Origin of the sequence: Streptomyces sp. VNUA24, from assembly GCF_029167005.1 — a bacterium.
GTDB lineage: Bacteria > Actinomycetota > Actinomycetes > Streptomycetales > Streptomycetaceae > Streptomyces > Streptomyces scabiei.
This window is the reverse complement of the sequence record NZ_CP119143.1, coordinates 1,708,761-1,724,250: the sequence shown is the minus strand read 5'-3', so window position 1 is coordinate 1,724,250 and position 15,490 is coordinate 1,708,761. Positions and strand designations below refer to the sequence as shown.

Annotated in this window: 14 protein-coding genes; 3 read left to right on the top strand and 11 right to left on the bottom strand. The window is 73.4% G+C overall.

The features are described from left to right. Nucleotides 1-54 precede the first annotated feature (54 nt). Entirely contained in the window at nucleotides 55-1,782 is a 1,728-nt protein-coding gene (locus tag PYR72_RS07115) for a SpoIIE family protein phosphatase (RefSeq protein ID WP_275454468.1), read from the bottom strand. A gap of 164 nt (nucleotides 1,783-1,946) precedes the next feature. Continuing rightward, the gene (locus tag PYR72_RS07110) at nucleotides 1,947-3,035 is read right to left on the bottom strand and encodes a glutamate--cysteine ligase (protein WP_275454467.1); all 1,089 of its coding nucleotides are present in this window, start codon (nucleotides 3,033-3,035) and stop codon (nucleotides 1,947-1,949) included. Between the two features lie 185 nt (nucleotides 3,036-3,220). On the opposite strand from PYR72_RS07110, the gene PYR72_RS07105 reads away from it, so the two are divergent. The 3 genes from PYR72_RS07105 to PYR72_RS07095 all read left to right on the top strand — a co-directional run bounded on the left by PYR72_RS07105 (nucleotide 3,221) and on the right by PYR72_RS07095 (nucleotide 5,891). After that, the gene (locus tag PYR72_RS07105) at nucleotides 3,221-3,454 is read left to right on the top strand and encodes a hypothetical protein (RefSeq protein WP_275454466.1); all 234 of its coding nucleotides are present in this window, start codon (nucleotides 3,221-3,223) and stop codon (nucleotides 3,452-3,454) included. Between the two features lie 249 nt (nucleotides 3,455-3,703). Further along, entirely contained in the window at nucleotides 3,704-5,131 is a 1,428-nt protein-coding gene (gene rox / locus PYR72_RS07100) for a rifampin monooxygenase (protein ID WP_275454465.1), read from the top strand. 109 nt (nucleotides 5,132-5,240) lie between these two features. Then, on the top strand, nucleotides 5,241-5,891 hold the full coding sequence (locus PYR72_RS07095; protein WP_275454464.1) for an N-acetyltransferase: 651 nt from the start codon (nucleotides 5,241-5,243) through the stop codon (nucleotides 5,889-5,891). Nucleotides 5,892-5,907: 16 nt separating this feature from the next. On the opposite strand, the gene PYR72_RS07090 is transcribed toward PYR72_RS07095, so the two are convergent. From PYR72_RS07090 to PYR72_RS07050, 9 genes are all read right to left on the bottom strand, one after another. Further along, nucleotides 5,908-6,663, bottom strand: coding sequence for a class I SAM-dependent methyltransferase (locus PYR72_RS07090; protein ID WP_275454463.1), 756 nt, complete (start codon nucleotides 6,661-6,663; stop codon nucleotides 5,908-5,910). A gap of 45 nt (nucleotides 6,664-6,708) precedes the next feature. After that, entirely contained in the window at nucleotides 6,709-7,917 is a 1,209-nt protein-coding gene (locus PYR72_RS07085; protein ID WP_275454462.1) for an aminotransferase class V-fold PLP-dependent enzyme, read from the bottom strand. 1 nt (nucleotide 7,918) lies between these two features. After that, on the bottom strand, nucleotides 7,919-9,238 hold the full coding sequence (locus PYR72_RS07080) for a pyridoxal-phosphate dependent enzyme (RefSeq protein ID WP_275454461.1): 1,320 nt from the start codon (nucleotides 9,236-9,238) through the stop codon (nucleotides 7,919-7,921). Continuing rightward, complete coding sequence (locus tag PYR72_RS07075; protein ID WP_275454460.1) at nucleotides 9,235-10,704, bottom strand: Y4yA family PLP-dependent enzyme; 1,470 nt, start codon at nucleotides 10,702-10,704, stop codon at nucleotides 9,235-9,237. The genes PYR72_RS07080 and PYR72_RS07075 overlap by 4 nt, the downstream gene beginning before the upstream one ends. A gap of 189 nt (nucleotides 10,705-10,893) precedes the next feature. Continuing rightward, nucleotides 10,894-11,454 carry a GNAT family N-acetyltransferase gene (locus PYR72_RS07070; RefSeq protein ID WP_275454459.1) on the bottom strand — a complete coding sequence of 187 codons (561 nt, stop codon included), beginning with the start codon at nucleotides 11,452-11,454 and terminating at the stop codon, nucleotides 10,894-10,896. Between the two features lie 31 nt (nucleotides 11,455-11,485). Further along, nucleotides 11,486-12,154, bottom strand: coding sequence for a response regulator transcription factor (locus PYR72_RS07065; protein WP_275454458.1), 669 nt, complete (start codon nucleotides 12,152-12,154; stop codon nucleotides 11,486-11,488). Beyond that, nucleotides 12,151-13,533 (bottom strand): histidine kinase, encoded by a 1,383-nt coding sequence (locus tag PYR72_RS07060; RefSeq protein ID WP_275454457.1) that lies wholly within the window; start codon nucleotides 13,531-13,533, stop codon nucleotides 12,151-12,153. Before PYR72_RS07060 ends, PYR72_RS07065 begins: the two co-directional genes overlap by 4 nt. A gap of 73 nt (nucleotides 13,534-13,606) precedes the next feature. Next, nucleotides 13,607-14,437, bottom strand: coding sequence for an ABC transporter permease (locus PYR72_RS07055; protein WP_275454456.1), 831 nt, complete (start codon nucleotides 14,435-14,437; stop codon nucleotides 13,607-13,609). Then, nucleotides 14,437-15,366 carry an ABC transporter ATP-binding protein gene (locus PYR72_RS07050; RefSeq protein ID WP_275454455.1) on the bottom strand — a complete coding sequence of 310 codons (930 nt, stop codon included), beginning with the start codon at nucleotides 15,364-15,366 and terminating at the stop codon, nucleotides 14,437-14,439. Before PYR72_RS07050 ends, PYR72_RS07055 begins: the two co-directional genes overlap by 1 nt. Nucleotides 15,367-15,490 lie beyond the last annotated feature (124 nt).

Below are 15,490 nucleotides of genomic sequence, written 5' to 3'. Positions count from 1 at the left end.
TGGGGCCTTGGGGAAGAGAGTGCCTCTCCGGTGCCCCTGGTCGACGTCGGCGCGTCACAGCGCATCCGGCTCACCGTCCAGGGCCGGGGTCCGGAAGACCAGCAGCGCCACGTCGTCGTCGTTGTCCACGGGACGGGCACGTTCCAGCAGCAGGTCGCAGAAGACGTGCAGGGGCCGGTGGGCGAGCGCCGCGGCGTGCTGCCGCAGCCGGGCCATGCCCCGGTCCAGCATCTGCCCCGGCGACTCGATCAGACCGTCCGTGTACAGCACGAGCGTGGACAGCGGCGGCAGCGGGGTGAGGGTGTCCGAGCGGGCCCGCGTCAGGCCGGTGCCCAGCAGATGGTCGTGCTCCTCGTCCAGGAACCGCGACCGGCCGTCCCGCGTGATCAGCAGCGGCGGCGGATGCCCGGCGTTGGTCCACTGCAGGGTCCAGCCCTCGTCGCTCCGCTCCACCCGGCCGAAGATCAGGGTGGCCATGGACGCCTCGGCCACGTTCACCACGGCCTGGTCCAGCCGCTCCACGATGACGCTCGGCGGCTCCCGCAGGGCCCAGGCGTAGGCCCGGAGCATGTTGCGCACCTGCGCCATGCCCGCCGCCGCGTCGATGTTGTGCCCGACGACGTCGCCGATCGCCACCGCCGTGGCACCGTCGGACAGCGGGAACACGTCGTACCAGTCGCCGCCGACCTGGGAGGACTTCGACGCCGACTCGTAGCGCGCGGCCATCCGCAGGCCCGGCACCTCCGGCATCTGCGGCAGCAGATGGCGCTGCATGGTCTCCGCGATGTGCCGCTGACGCTGGTACAGCCGCGCGTTCTCCAGCGCCAGCCCGGCCCGGCGGGCGATGTCCTCCAGCAGGGACAGCTCGGCCTCGGTGAAGGTGCCCGGCCGGTCGCTGAGACCGAGGGTGAGGGCGCCCAGCACCGCGCGGGGCCCACGGATGGGCGCGATCGCCGCCGAGCGCAGACCGGTCTCCCGGAACAGCCTCTGCTGCGCGACCGTGATCCCCGAATCGGGCGGCCCCTGATAGGTCTCCGGCCCGGCCAGGGTCGACGCCGCCCCGCGCAGGGCCCGGGACAGCGGCATGAGCGACTCCTCGTGCACCGGTGGCAGTGGTCCCTCCAGCTCCTCGCGCCGCACCACGGCACCGTTGTGGTGGGTCGCCACCGTGGTCCGCCAGACGTCGTCGCTCTCGGTGATCAGGTCCACCACGGCCCAGTCCGCCAGGCGCGGCACGACCAGCCGGACCAGGCGTGCGACGGCCTCGTCGGCGTCCAGCGTGGACGTCAGCCGGGTCGTCGTCTCGGCGAGCAGGGCCAGCCGGTCCAGCTGCGACAGCGCGGTCGGCTCGGTGGGCCGCAACGCCTCGTTCCCCGCGGCGCTCTCGTAGAACAGGACGGCGGCGCCCGTCGTGCCGTCCTCCAGCCCGCACGGGGTGACCAGCCAGGTCACCGGCAGCAGCGTGCCGTCGCCGCACGCGAACCACTCGCGGTCCCCGCCGCCCGTACGGCCGCTGAGGAACACCCGCATCATCGTGCACGAGGACCGGGGCATCGCCTGCCCGAGATGGTCGCGGTGCAGCAGGTCGTGGGCGTCGCGGCCGACGAGTTCGCCGGCCGGACGGCCGAGCAGTTCCGCCGCGCGGGCGTTCACCGAGGCGATGACGCCGTTGTCCCGCACCAGGTACATGCCCGCGTGCCGGAGATCGGGCAGCCCGTCCGGCGGCCGGGCGGCAGGGCCCGGTGGCCGCCGGTCCAGGTCGTCCGGACTCCACGCGCTCATGGTCGGGTTCCTCCTGCTCCACCCGCGGACGGGACCGCGGTGCGCACGGCGGACCTCTCCGCCCCACGTGCCTCACGCAGTACCCCGGTCGAGGGCCGCCTACGCGCACGGGCCCGCGGCAGGGGCTCGGAGCCCGCCCCGGGGAGGCCGCGGGGCCGCCGGGCTCAGCGCTGAGTGTGCCGTACGCACGCCGAGACGACCTCGCGCAGGCTCCCGGTGCGCTCCATCACCTCGCGCTGCACCCGGGCCCCGTTGCCGCGTGCCATCAGCTCGGCGACGGACGCGCGGGCCAGCTCGGTGTCACCGTGGTCGGCGAGGGCCTCCTCGACGTGGTCGAGCAACGCGTGGATCACTTCGGCGGCGGGCCGGGGCCGCATCGTCGCCGGGTCCAGGAGGGTCTCCGTCATCCCGGAGCGGGCGGCCCGCCAGGCAGCCAGCCGCACCAGCCCCGTACGGTGCGGGAGCGGGTCCAGACCCGCCCGCCACTCCCGGGCCGCGGTCTCCACGAGCCCCCGGGCGAGGGTGGCGATCAGGACCGCGGTGTCGGGGTGCAGACAGACGTCCGCGACCCGGATCTCGACGGTCGGATACCGCTGGGACAGCCGCGCGTCGAAGTAGATCATCCCCTGGTCGCGTACGACCTCCGTGGAGATCAGGTCCGCGACGCAACTGTGGTACCGCTCCGCCGAACCGAAGATGTCGGCCGGCCCGGCCATCGGCCACATGTCCCACACCTGCGTGCGGTAGCTGGCGTACCCGCTGTCGTGGCCCTGCCAGAACGGCGAGTTCGCGCTCAGGGCCGTCAGGACCGACAGCCACGGCCGTATGCGGTCCAGGACGGCGACGCCCTCCTCGTCGGACTCGACGGACACATGGACGTGGCAGCCGCAGACGAGCTGCACCTGCGTGGACAGGCCGAACTCGCGCGCCATCCAGAGGTACCTGCCGTTCATGGTGATCGTCGGGCTCACCGGCAGCGGCGACGTGGCCAGTGCCACGACCGCGCTGCCCAGGTCCTCCGCGTGGCGCGCCGCGTCCTTGCGGCAGCGGACGATCTCCGCCCCCAGGTCGGCCATCGAGGACTGCGGATGGGTGGCGAACTCCACCTGCTCGTCGTGCAGCTCCTTCTCGAACACGTCCTGGCCGGTGCCCTCCTGCGCGGCCCGCGCGAGCACCGCCGCGGCCTGTGCCCGCGGCTCGCCGGTCTCGGGATCGACCAGCAGGAGTTCCTCTTCCACTCCGACGGTACGCACGTCATCCGGCCCTTTCGCGCTAGGTGGTGACAGCCGTGTGCCCATGGACGGCGCCAGGACACCTCACCGCCCGAAGCCCGGGACCGATCCGTGTACACGGCGAGTGCCCCGGGTACCCGGGCGGAGCTTCGGGGGCCGCGCCGGGCAGGCGCGGCGCCCTTCCGCCACGACAGGAGGAGGAGAACGTGACCAGCAGCACCGAGACCGGGCGGGTGACCGGTACCACCGACAAGGACTACAACCTGATCTGGTACGTCGAGGCATGTCTGGACAACGCGCTGCGCCTGGAGACGTACATCGAGGACGCGGAGCGGGAGAAGGACACGGAGGTGGCCGAGCTGTTCCGCAAGGCACAGGCCGACAGCCGCAAGGGCGCCGACCTCGGCAAGCAGCTCCTGCACCGCCGCCTGAGCGGCTGACCGCACGACCCGGGCCGTCAGCGGTCCGGGAGAACGTCGGACACTCCGTTCCCGGCATGCGCCATTGTGGGCACGGCCCGGGCCGTCGCGCGAACCGGCCGGAGCCGTGGTGCCGGGAACGACAAAGGCAAGGAGTCCGTCACTCCTTGCCACGCTCAACTTATAGCGCGCCGGGGGGCTTGCGGCAAGGCCCCGTCCCTGCCGCACAATCGCCGACCGAACCGGGAATCCGCGCACAGGGGGTAGGGGATGATCGACGTCATCGTCGTCGGCGGCGGGCCGACGGGGCTGATGCTGGCGGGCGAACTGCGGCTGGCCGGCGTGGGCGTGGTCGTACTGGAGAAGCTGACCGAGCCGACCGGCGAGTCCCGAGGACAGGGGCTGCACGCGCGCAGCGTCGAGATCATGGACCAGCGCGGTCTGCTGGACCGGTTCCTGGCGGTCAGCGAGACGTTCCGGGCGGGCGGCCTCTTCGGCGGGATCATGAAGCCCTGGCCGGACACCCTGGACACGGCGCACGCGTACGGCGTGGCCACACCGCAGCCGGTCACCGAGCGCCTGCTGCACGAGCGTGCCGTCGAGCTGGGCGCCGACATCCGGCGCGGCCGGGAGCTGGCCGGGCTGAGCCAGGACGAGGACGGCGTGACCGCCGAGCTGGCGGACGGCACACGCCTGCGCGCCCGCTACCTCGTCGGCTGCGACGGTGGCCGCAGCCCGGTGCGCAAGCTCCTCGGCGTCGCCTTCCCGGGCGAGCCGGCCACGGTCGAGACGCTGCTGGGGGACATGGCGGCGACCGCGGACCCGGCGACGATCGCCGCCGCCGTCGCGAAGGTCCGTGAGACCGAGCTGAGGTTCGGCATCGCCCCGCTGGAGGGCGGGACCTACCGCGTCGTCGTGCCCGCCGAGGGAGTGACCGAGGACCGGGCCGCCGCGCCGACCCTCGACGAGTTCAGGAAGCGGCTGCGGGCCTTCGCGGGCACCGACTTCGGGGTGCACTCACCGCGCTGGCTCTCCCGGTTCGGCGACGCCACCCGGCAGGCCGAGCGCTACCGGGTGGGCCGGGTGCTGCTGGCCGGGGACGCGGCGCACATCCACCCGCCGACCGGGGGACAGGGGCTCAACCTCGGGGTGCAGGACGCGTTCAACCTCGGCTGGAAGCTGGCCGCCGCCGTCAACGGCTGGGCGCCCGAGGGCCTGCTGGACAGCTACCACACCGAGCGGCACCCGGTGGCGGCCCGCGTACTGGCCAACACCCGCGCGCAGATGACCCTGCTGGGCTCCGGTGCGGGCCCCGCCGCGCTGCGGGCACTGCTCTCGGAGCTGATGGACTTCGAGGAGGTGAACCGGTACATCACCGGGATGATCACCGCGGTCGACGTCCGCTACGACTTCGGCGAGGGCCATGACCTCCTCGGCCGCCGTATGCGGGACGTACGGCTGAAGCGGGGCCGGCTCTACGAGCTGACGCACGCCGGCCGCGGCCTGCTGCTCGACCCGGCCGGCACGCTCTCCGTCGAAGGCTGGGCGGACCGGGTCGACCACGTCGTCGACACCCCGCAGGACGTGGACGTGCCCGCGGTGCTGCTGCGCCCCGACGGCCACGTCGCGTGGGCCGGCGAGGACCGGCGGGACCTTCCCGACCGCCTCACGCGGTGGTTCGGGGCCGCCGCCGGCTGAGCACGCCCGCCGGGGCGGGGTGTGGCCGTGCGCTCCGTCGTACGGACGGGGGTGGCCGCCCGCTCCCGGACGGTTGCCGCAAGGGCGAGGCACCGCGCAGGATGCTGCGATGACCTCGCCTCCCGCAGTACGCCCGTACCGCCCCGGGGACCGTGACGACCTCCACGAGATCTGCGTCCGCACCGCCCACAACGGTGGCGACAGCACACCCTTCTACACCGACCCCGGCGTGTTCCCGGCGGCCTTCGCCACGCCGTACGCCCACCTGGAGCCGGAACTGACCTTCGTCCTGGACGACGGCCGCGGACGGGCCGTCGGCTACATCCTCGGCACCGCGGACACCCCCGCCTTCGTCGACGCCTTCCGCGCGCGCTGGCTCCCCCTGGTCGCGGAGCGCTATCCGGCACCCCCCGGCCCGCCGGCCACCCCCGACGAGGAGATCGCCGGGCTCCTGCACGACCCCGAACGCATGCTCGTGCCCGAACTCGCCTCGTATCCGGCCCACTTGCACATCGACCTCCTCCCCGCCTGGCAGGGCCGGGGGTTCGGCCGGGCCCTGATGCGCACCTTCCTGCGGGCCCTGGACACCGCGGGGACGGCGGCCGTCCACCTCTGCATGGTCACCGCCAACACCCCGGCCCGCGCCTTCTACGACCGCATGGGCTTCCACGAGATACGGGTCCCGGACCCCGGCCCGGTGACCTACCTGGGGCGCGCGACGCGCGAGAGCGGCGAGCCGCCGGCCGGGGCGGCCTCCTGACCTGCCCGGACACGGCTCAGCGGACGGCGGCCAGGACATGACTGGGGCCCACCTGCCAGACCGCTCCGACGTGCTCGAAGCCCGCCTCGCGCAACAGCGCCACATGGCCGGACAGGGTCAGGTCGTTGCCCTCGCACCGGGGGCGTCCGCCCTCGTCCACGCGGGCGAGGAAGGGGGCCAGCTCCGGATCGGTGGCCGCGCCCGCCCACCAGGTGTCCCAGTCATCGGCGGGGGAGGCGGTGCTCCGGGCGGCCCGGCGCCGGCCGAGGTCGTTCGCGAGTTCGCAGACCTTCGCCGAGTCCGGACTGATGTGGTCGCCGTTGACCAGGATGCCGCCGGGGCGCAGCAGACCGGCCAGCTCCCCGTAGACCCGCCGCAGGGTGTCCGCGCCCAGGTAGTGCAGGGCGGTGGTCGACACCACCGCGTCCGCGGGGCGGACCAGGCCGAGCGCGTCGAGCCAGCCGGGTGCGCCGATCAGGGTTCTGACGTACCGCAGGGCGCTGCCGTAGTGGGCGCTGCCGAGCCCCAGCAGGAGCGGGTCCGCGTCCACGGCGAGCACCTCGGCCGTCGGCAGCCGGCCGGCGAGCCGTGCGGCCAGGCATCCTGGGCCGCTGCCGAGGTCGATGACCAGGGGCGCGCGGCAGTCGCGTGTCACTTGCTCGACCAGGTCCGCGATGACCTCGAACCGCTCCTCGCGGTCGACCGCGTACAGCTGCTGCTGACGTTCCCAGCGCTCCACCCAGCGCGCCGCCGTCGCCGTGCTCACATCCATGCCGGTCGCACTGCCTCCGTCCCGTCCCGCTTCTGCTCATGGAAATCATTGCAGATTGGCGAGGGTGGAGAGCAACGCGTCGATCTCCCCGGGGGTGTTGTGCACATGCAGGCTCACCCGGACCGACCCCTCCTCCGCCTCCCGGCCCGCCTGGCAGTGGCCGTCGGTGCGCACCATGAACCCGCGGCTGAACAGGATGAAGCCGAGGTCCCGTGAGTCGATCCCGCGATGCCGGAAGGTGACCAGGCTCCGGCGCCGCTGCACCCGGGTGTCGGCCGTGAGGCTGGAGCGGCAGCCGAGCACCTCGTAGGCGTCCATCCGGGCCAGTCCGTCCGTGAGCCGGGACGTCAGGGCGACCGTCCAGCGTTCGATCCGGTCGGTCCCGGCGGCGTCCAGCCAGTCGAGCGCCGCCGTCAGGGAGACGATGCCGACCGTGTTGGGCGTGCCGCTCCAGCCGCCGGGCCGGAACCGCGGGCCGCGGAGGTTCCGCGACCAGACGGCACCGGTACCGGGCAGCGCCATCGTCTTGTGACCGGAGAACACCACCAGGTCCACGTCCAGGGCTGCCGTCGACAGCGGCAGATGGCCGACGCCCTGCGCCGCGTCCAGACAGATCGGCACCTCGGGCCCGACGGCCTGCCGCAGACGGTGCACGTTCATGTCGACACCACGGACGTGGTGGACGTGGGTCGCGGCCACGAAGCGGGTGCGGGGACCGACGATCCCGGCGAGCGCCCGGGGATCGTAGTCACCCGAACTCTCCTGGTACGGCAGCGGGCGCACGCGGATGCGCACCCCGCGCCGGGCCAGCAGCTCCCGCGCCTCCAGCCACGGCGACAGGTTCGCCTGGTGGTCGGCGAAGGGGACGACGATCTCGTCGCCGTCGCCGAGGAGCCCCGGCAGCCAGTCCCGGGCGACACCGCGCAGTCCTTCGGTGGTCCCGCTGGTGAAGTGGACCGACGACCGCTCCGGGTCGGGATCGGCCAGGAACGCCTTGACCCGCTCCCGGGCGTTCTCCACCAGCGCCGTCGTGGAGTTGGCCCACGGGTACGAGCCCCGCCCGGCGTTGGCGTTCGACGTCGTCAGATACCGCTGTACGGCGTCCAGGACGGGCCGCGGTTTCTGGCTGGTGGCCGCGCTGTCCAGGTAGGCGAGGTCCGGGTGTCCGACGACGATCGGGAACTGGGCGCGCAACGGCTCCTGCCACGAGGCCAGGTCCCGCAGGTCCGCCGGCCGTGTGCCCGGTCCGGCCATGTCAGTCACGCACCAGCGGCGCACCGGCGTCCCGCCAGGCGATGATGCCGCCGGCCAGGCTGCGGACGTCCGTGTGGCCCATACGGGTGAGCAGGGCCGCGTACCGGGCGGACTTCTCGCCGACCGGGCAGGCGAGCAGCACCGGCTGCCGGGTGCCGAAGGGCAGCCCGCCCCGCAGGAGTTCGTCGAACAGCTCGTCCACGATGTTGATCGAGCCGTCGATGTGGAGCGCCGCGTACGCGAAGGGGCCGCGCAGGTCGACGACCAGGGGGCGCTGCGCCGCGATCCACTTCTGCGCGTCCTCGACGTCGACGACGGCCGCCGCACGGATCTCGGAGTCGGTGAGCGTGGTGACCGAGTTCCGCACGGGAGGGCGGCCCAGCAGGTCCGGGCGACGCCGGCGCACGTAGTCGAGATAGCTCTCCACCCGGTCGCAGACGATGAAGACGGCGGTCCTGCGTTCCGTCAGTTCGGCGTCCAGGGAACGGAGATGGCGGACGCCGCCGAAGTAGGCCGCCCCTCCGGTGGGCCCGGCGAGCAGGCCGCAGCGGCGGAGCAGGGTGAGCATCCCCTCGATGGCCTCGTCGGCGCCCACCGCCTCCAGGGTGTCGTAGGTGGCCGGGTCGAAGAGACCGACCTCCCGCACCTCGTCGACGGTACGGATGCCGGGGATGAAGTCCCCCTTCTGCCCGACCAGTCCGACGACCCGCACCGCCGGGTCGTGCGCGCGCAGGGCCCGGGCCACACCGGTGGAGGAGCCGGCCGTGCCCACGCAGGCGATGAACCAGTCGGGAGCCCTGCCGTCCAGGTCGGCGATGATCTCCGGGCCCGTCCCGGTGGCGTGCGCCTCGGCGTTGAGGGCGTTGAAGTACTGGTCGGTGTGCAGATGGGCCCCGCCGGGGCCGTTCAGCCGCTGGTGGAAGACGGTCAGCGGATCGTCGGTGTCGGTCGGGTCCAGGCATTCGGTCCGGCCGGGCAGTTCCTCGATCTCGGCGCCCAGCAGCAGGAGCAGGTCCTTGATCTCGGGGACGCGCATCCGGTTGGTGACACTCTTGAACGGCAGCCCGTGCAGACCGGCGATGAGCGCCAGCGCCTTCGCGGTGTTCCCGCTGGACAGCTCCACGATCGTCTCGCCGCGCTCCTTGGCGCCGGCGAGCTCCCGGCGGGTCATGCCCCACGCGGCCCGGTCCTTCAGCGAGCCGAAGGGGTTGAGCATCTCCAGTTTGGCGTAGAGGTCGATGTTGCGCAGGCCGTGCACGGCCTGGTCGATACGGACCAGTGGTGTGTCGCCGATGGCGTCGGTGATCGTGTCGTACCTCATCCCTGCGCATCCCCCGTACGGTCGAGCGGCCAGTACTCCTCGTCCAGACACCACCGCAGCCTGCCGTTCTCCTCGTGGACGGCCACCTTGCGTGCCATGGGCTGCTGTTGGGCGTGGGTGGCGGCGAAGTCCATGCAGTATCCGGCCGTGTTGACGAAGGCGAGGAGATCGCCGGAGCGCGGCAGCCGGGGCAGGAACACCGTGCGACGGGTCAGGAGGTCCGCCTCCAGGCAGAGATTGCCCAGGAGATGGACCCCCACCGGCCCGGCCCGGCCGCGCGGGGCGGGGTCGCGCGGCAGGACCACGGGGTCCATCAGCACACCGTGGTCCTCCAGTCCCAGGTCACCCGCGTTCATCGCCAGACGCACCAGGGGCTCTCCGCCGTCCGTGGGCCGCACCTCCAGCACCTTGCCGAGGGTGAGCCCGCACTGGTCCACCAGGGCCCGGCCGGGCTCGACACAGAGGTCGTAGAGGCTCTCCAGCAGGAGGGTGCCCAGGGGACGGCCCAGGCTCGGGGCCGGGCGGGAGAGCAACTCGTCGAGGTACGCGGCGCCGGCCGTGGGCCGATGGGCCGGATACAGGCTCAGGGCGCCCTTGAGGGTGCCGTTCTCGACCCGCAGACCGTATCCGTGGCCGCCCCAGGTCAGGGGAGGCCGGGCGCCCAGGACGGCGGACGTCAGCTCGGTGGTGTACCGCTCCCACTGGGCCGCGTGCGCCAGGTAGTTCACGCCGAAGCCGCCGCCGACGTCGACGACACGCGGCCGGAACCCGCGGACGCGCAGCTCCTCCATGGCCCGGAGACAGCCTTCGAGGGCCACCGCCTTCTCGTCGACGCTCGTGGTGTCGAGGTGGTAGCCGACGCCGATCGGCTCCAGCTCCTCCCGGTGCCGGTCGAGGACGTCCAGCAGCAGGTGCAGGGACTTCACGGGCGTACCGAAACGGCTCCTGCGCGAGAGCGTCCGGGGGCCGGGTGCCTCGAAGCCGGAGAGCCGCAACAGGACCCGGACGCGCGGCAGTCCGTGCGCGCGCACGAGGCCCGCCGCCCGCTCCAGCTCGGCGGGACCGTCGGCGTTGAGACACGCCCCGCTGTGCGCGGCGAGCCACAGGAACTGCGGGTCCTTCGGGCCGGTCGCCATGATCCGGGACCCCGTGAACCCCGAGCCGAGCGCGTGCCGCAGCTCGCCGAGCGACGCGGCGTCCAGGGCCGCCTCCGTCGTGGTGAGCCGGCGTACGAGCGAGCCCGCGCGGTTCGCCTTGTGGGCGAAGTAGATCCGCCCGGAGAGCCGGTGGCGGTCGAGAACCGCACGGAAGCGCCGTACGTTGTCGGCGATCTGGTCCGGCAGGAGGACGTTCAGCGGGGAGCCGAGCGCGTCCACCAACGTGTGCAGCAGCGGTGCCGAGTCCAGCAGGGCCGCGGTGCGCGGCTCCAGCCGGGGTTCCAGGTACAACGGGTCGTCGTCGCTCATCCCAGATGTTCCTCCCCACCGAGGAAGACGTTCCGGTGTCGGCAAACGGCCATAACGACCGTATCCCTCCCCCCGCCGGGCCGCGCGGAACCCGGTGCGGCGGCGGAGGGGCTGTATCCCGAGGGCCGACGGCCGAAACGGGACGGTCGGAGGCGTACCCGGGTGGGGAGCCGGGCGGGTCGGGCCGGGTCAGCCGGTGCGCAGGGCGAGGCTCATCAGGATCGCGTCGCGGTCGTCGCCGGGCGCGATCCGCAGCGCGCCGGGCCAGCGGCCGACCTCGGCCCAGCCGACCTTGCGGTAGAACTCCTCCAGGCCGACCCCGCCCCGGGTGGACAGCTGGAGCCGCTCCAGGCCCATCTCGTCCCGGGCGACGTCATGGACGCGGTGCATCAGGGCGGCGCCGATCCCCAGCCCGCGGAATCGCGGATGCGTCTGGACGTGGTTGACGGTGCCGCAGTGCGCGCCGAGCGGATGCCGCTCCCGGCGGACGACCAGCCAGCCGGCCAGCGAGCCGCCGACGGTGGCGACGAGCAGTCTGCCGTGCCGGGGGTGCAGTTCCCCGACGAGCGCGTCCACCACGGGTCCGACGTCGTGCACGCTCACCGGCAGGGGCGGGAACTCGGTGGCGAGGACCGCCCCGCCGGCGTTCGCCACCAGCTCCCAGCAGCGGGCGATCTCCTGTCTGAGCCTCGGGGGGACCTCCTCGGGGCTCGTCAGCTGCCGGAACTCCGAGACTTGATGCACCGTCATGCAGGTCAGCCTCGCACATCCGGCCCGCAGGCTAGGGCTTCGCCCTGACCAGCCCGGCGTCGTACGCCGTGATGACGGCCTGGATGCGGTCGCGGGCCCCGATCTTGGCGAGGACACGGCCGACGTGCTTCTTCACGGTGGACTCGGTGAGGACGAGCCGTTCGGCGATCTCCGCGTTGTTCCAGCCCTGGCCGATGGCGACCAGCACCTCGTGTTCGCGCTCGCTGAGGCTCTCCAGCCGGGGGTCGGCCGCGGGAGCGGTGTCGGAGGGGGCGAGCACCTGGTGGGCGTAGGCGTCCAGGAGCCGTCGGGTGAGGCTGGGGGCCACCACGGCGTCGCCGGTGGCGACCGCGTGGATACCGGCGACGAGTTCCTCGGGGCGGGCGTCCTTGAGGAGGAAACCGCTGGCGCCGGCCCGCAGTCCGTCGTACGCGTACTCGTCGAGGTCGAAGGTGGTCACGATGAGGACGCGGGTGCGGCCGCCGGCGGCGACGATGCGGCGGGTCGCCTCCAGGCCGTCCATGCCGGGCATGCGGATGTCCATGAGGACCACGTCGGGGCGCAGTCGCGCGGCGAGACGGACGGCCTCGCCGCCGTGCTCGGCCTCGCCGACGGGGGTGAGGCCGGGGGTGCCCTGGAGGAGCATGCGGAAGCCGAGCCGCTGCAGGGGCTGGTCGTCGGCGATCAGCACGGTGGTCATGGCTGATGATCTCCTGACGCCGGCAGGGGCGCGGGGCCGGGGGGTGCGTCGAGCGTGACGTCCACGATCCAGCCGTGTCCGGTGTCCCGGGGGCCGATGGTGACGGTGCCGCCGTACATCGCGGCCCGCTGCCGGATGCCGACCAGGCCGTGCCCCGGGGGCTCGTCGCCGGGCCCCGGTTCCGGACGGCCGGGTGCCCCCGCCGGTACGCCGGTGTCGGCCACCCGGGCGCGTACGGTTCCGGTCTCCGCGGTCACCGTGACCTCGGCCGCCGCGCCCGCCCCGGCGTGCTTGAGGGTGTTGGTCAGGGCCTCCTGGACGATCCGGTACACGGTGAGCTGCACCCCGCTGCCCAGTGCGTCGAGATCGCCCACGGTTCGGTAGGTCACCGGCAGACCCGCCGCGCGGACCCGTGCGAGCAGGGGGTCCAGATCACGGATGCCCGGCTGCGGGCCGAGCGGCGGCTCGTCGTCCTGGCCCTCGCGCAGGACGCCCAGGACACGGCGGAGTTCGCCCATCGCCTGTCGCCCGGTGTCGCCGAGGATGCGCAGGGCGTCGGCGGACCGCTCGCCCCGGCTCGCGGCGAGCACCGCGGCACCGTCGGCGACGCTGACCATGACGGACAGGTTGTGGCCGACGATGTCGTGCATCTCGCGGGCGACCCGGGAGCGCTCGGCGGCGGCGGTGAGCCGGACCCGCTGGTCGCGTTCGACCTCCAGGCGGGTGGCCCGGTCCTCCAGGGCCGCCAGGTACATCCGGCGGATGCGGAGGGTGAGCCCGAGGGTGACGGCCGCCATGGTCGTGCCCAGCAGGAAGAAGAGGCCGAGCAGCGGATGTTCGACCCGGGGCAGCAGCCACACCGCGAGGCACAGTTGACCGGCGGTCACCGCGACGGCCCAGCCCAGCAGCCGCAGCGACCCGTGCAGGGCCAGGCTGTAGAGGGCCACGAGCATGCTGACACCGGCCTGCTGCCACAGGTCCAGCGACCACTGGACGAGGGAGACCGCCGCGATCACGCCGTAGGTGACGGCAGGGGCCCGGCGCCGCCACCACAGCGGGATGATCAGCGCGGCCGCCAGGACGTACGGGACGGCGGCGGGAAGGTCGGTCCGGGGCGCCGTCTCCCCGAAGGGGCCGCCGTCGCCGCCGGTGAGCAGGTCGGGCAGGCTGATCAGGGCCACGACCAGCACCACCGCGGTGTCGAGCAGCCAGGGACGCCGCCGGTCCAGCAGTTGCCGTCGGTACTGTCCCCGCAGCATGCGGCCCAGGACCGGGTGCCAGGCGGCGTCGAGCCCCGGGGCGGGCGGGTCGAACCCGTGGGGCGGCGGTGCCGTGTCCGGGGCGGTCGCCGCGGCGGGTGTCGCGCGATGCGGACGCATGGTGCCCATTGTCCTCGGTCTCGGAGATCGGGCGCCGGGGCCGCCCCGGCCGTGTCCCGCCGGCGCTCGCCGGTCAGACGTCCGTGCGGACCAGCCGGTACGCCGCCCCCGCGAGGGTCAGGACCACCCAGCCGGCGAAGACCGCGAGCCCCTGCCCGGGCGAGAGGGCGTCGGCGGAGCCGGTGAGCGCGTAGACGGCCGACCCGGCGTTGCTGGGCAGGTACGGGGTGATCGTGTCGTACCACGCGTCCGGCAGCAGCGTGGCCAGGCCCGGGAGGATCAGCAGGATGCCGACCAGGGCCGCGATGGCCCCGGCGGAGGAGCGCAGCACCACGCCGAGGGCCACCCCGAAGACGGCGACCAGAGCGAGATAGACACCGGCGCCGGCCAGCGCGCGCAGCACCCCGTCGTCGCCTAGCGAGAGAGAGATCTTCTCCCCGTCCAGACCGGGTGCGCCCAGCAGGAAGGCGGCCACTGCGCCGACGGTGGTGAGGACCAGCGCGATCACCCCGATCACGGCGCTCTTGGACCACAGCACCGGCAGCCGGCGCGGCACGGCGGCGAGTGTGGACCGGATCATCCCGGTGCTGTACTCGCCGGCCGAGAGCAGCACCCCGAGCACGCCCACGGCCAGGGACGCGAAGGTCACACCGGTCAGCGCCAGACTGACCGCGTCGCTGACGCCGGAGCCCGGTCCGGGCGGCCCGTCGGCGGTGGCCCCGGGGCTGTAGGTGTAGGCGGCGACGGCCCCGAAGAGGACCAGCAGCACCAGGGCCACCCCGAGGGTGATCCAACTGGAGCGCAGCGACCAGAACTTGGCCCACTCCGAGCGCAGCACCCGGCGGCCGGTCACCTTGTGCACACGGGTGCGGCCGGGGACCACGGTGAGATCGGTGGCGGTCATCAGGCGGCCTTTCGCGCGGGCTCGGCGGGAGCGCTCTGGTATTCGACGGCGTCGGCGGTAAGTTGCATGAAGGCTTCCTCCAGGGAGACGGCCCGCGGGGTGAGTTCGTACAGCGGCACGCCGTGCCGGGCGGCGATCACCCCGATCTCCCGGGCGTCCCGTCCCGCGACGATCAGTTCCTCGGCGGCGGAGGAGCTGATCGTGACGTCCGGACCGGCCAGCAGCGAGCGCAGCTTCAACGGCTCGGTGGTGGCGACCTTCACGCCCCCGCCGCCCGCGTCCCGGACGAAGTCGTCGACGGTGGTGTCCGCCAGCAGCCGCCCCCGCCCGATGATCACCAGATGGTCGGCGATCAGCGCGGTCTCGCTCATCAGGTGCGAGGAGAGCATCACGGCCCTGCCCTCGTCGGCCAGCCGCCGCAGGAGGGTGCGCACCCACAGCACACCCTCCGGGTCGAGGCCGTTGACCGGCTCGTCGAGCATCACGATCGCCGGGTCGCCGAGCAGGGCGGCGGCGATCCCGAGCCGCTGCCCCATGCCGAGGGAGAAGGCGCCCACCCGCTTGCCGGCGACGCTCGTCAGACCGGCCAGGTCGATCACCTCGTCCACCCGGGCCCGGGAGATGCCGTGGGTGTGCGCGAGCGCCCTCAGATGGTGGAACGCGGTCCGCCCCGGGTGGACCGACCTCGCCTCCAGCAGGGAGCCGATCTCGTGCAGCGGTGCGGCGTGCCGGGCGTAGGACCGTCCGTTGACGGTGACCGAGCCCTGCGTGGGGGAGTCCAGCCCGATGATCATGCGCATGGTCGTGGACTTGCCCGCGCCGTTGGGGCCCAGGAAGCCGGTCACCTCACCGGCCCTGACGGTGAAACTCAGGCGGTCGACCACCGTCTTGTCCCCGTACCGCTTCGTCAGCTCCCGTGCTTCGATCATGACAGCGGACCTTCCTCGCCTCGGACCGGGCCGCGATCCACCCGCGACCTCCGACTCCGAACCTAGGAGCCCGCCCGCCCGCGACCGTGGGACCGCGGGGGACACTTCGGCACCCGGGTGGTAC

What these genes read in the sequence shown, in the direction of transcription:
- rox (WP_275454465.1), top strand. Translation starts at nt 3,704, where the DNA reads ATGATCGACGTCATCGTCGTCGGCGGCGGGCCGACGGGGCTGATGCTG.
- PYR72_RS07070 (WP_275454459.1), bottom strand. Translation starts at nt 11,454, where the DNA reads ATGACGGTGCATCAAGTCTCGGAGTTCCGGCAGCTGACGAGCCCCGAG.
- PYR72_RS07050 (WP_275454455.1), bottom strand. Translation starts at nt 15,366, where the DNA reads ATGATCGAAGCACGGGAGCTGACGAAGCGGTACGGGGACAAGACGGTG.
- PYR72_RS07075 (WP_275454460.1), bottom strand. Translation starts at nt 10,704, where the DNA reads ATGAGCGACGACGACCCGTTGTACCTGGAACCCCGGCTGGAGCCGCGC.
- PYR72_RS07055 (WP_275454456.1), bottom strand. Translation starts at nt 14,437, where the DNA reads ATGACCGCCACCGATCTCACCGTGGTCCCCGGCCGCACCCGTGTGCAC.
- PYR72_RS07065 (WP_275454458.1), bottom strand. Translation starts at nt 12,154, where the DNA reads ATGACCACCGTGCTGATCGCCGACGACCAGCCCCTGCAGCGGCTCGGC.
- PYR72_RS07085 (WP_275454462.1), bottom strand. Translation starts at nt 7,917, where the DNA reads ATGGCCGGACCGGGCACACGGCCGGCGGACCTGCGGGACCTGGCCTCG.
- PYR72_RS07095 (WP_275454464.1), top strand. Translation starts at nt 5,241, where the DNA reads ATGACCTCGCCTCCCGCAGTACGCCCGTACCGCCCCGGGGACCGTGAC.
- PYR72_RS07115 (WP_275454468.1), bottom strand. Translation starts at nt 1,782, where the DNA reads ATGAGCGCGTGGAGTCCGGACGACCTGGACCGGCGGCCACCGGGCCCT.
- PYR72_RS07080 (WP_275454461.1), bottom strand. Translation starts at nt 9,238, where the DNA reads ATGAGGTACGACACGATCACCGACGCCATCGGCGACACACCACTGGTC.
- PYR72_RS07090 (WP_275454463.1), bottom strand. Translation starts at nt 6,663, where the DNA reads ATGGATGTGAGCACGGCGACGGCGGCGCGCTGGGTGGAGCGCTGGGAA.
- PYR72_RS07060 (WP_275454457.1), bottom strand. Translation starts at nt 13,533, where the DNA reads ATGCGTCCGCATCGCGCGACACCCGCCGCGGCGACCGCCCCGGACACG.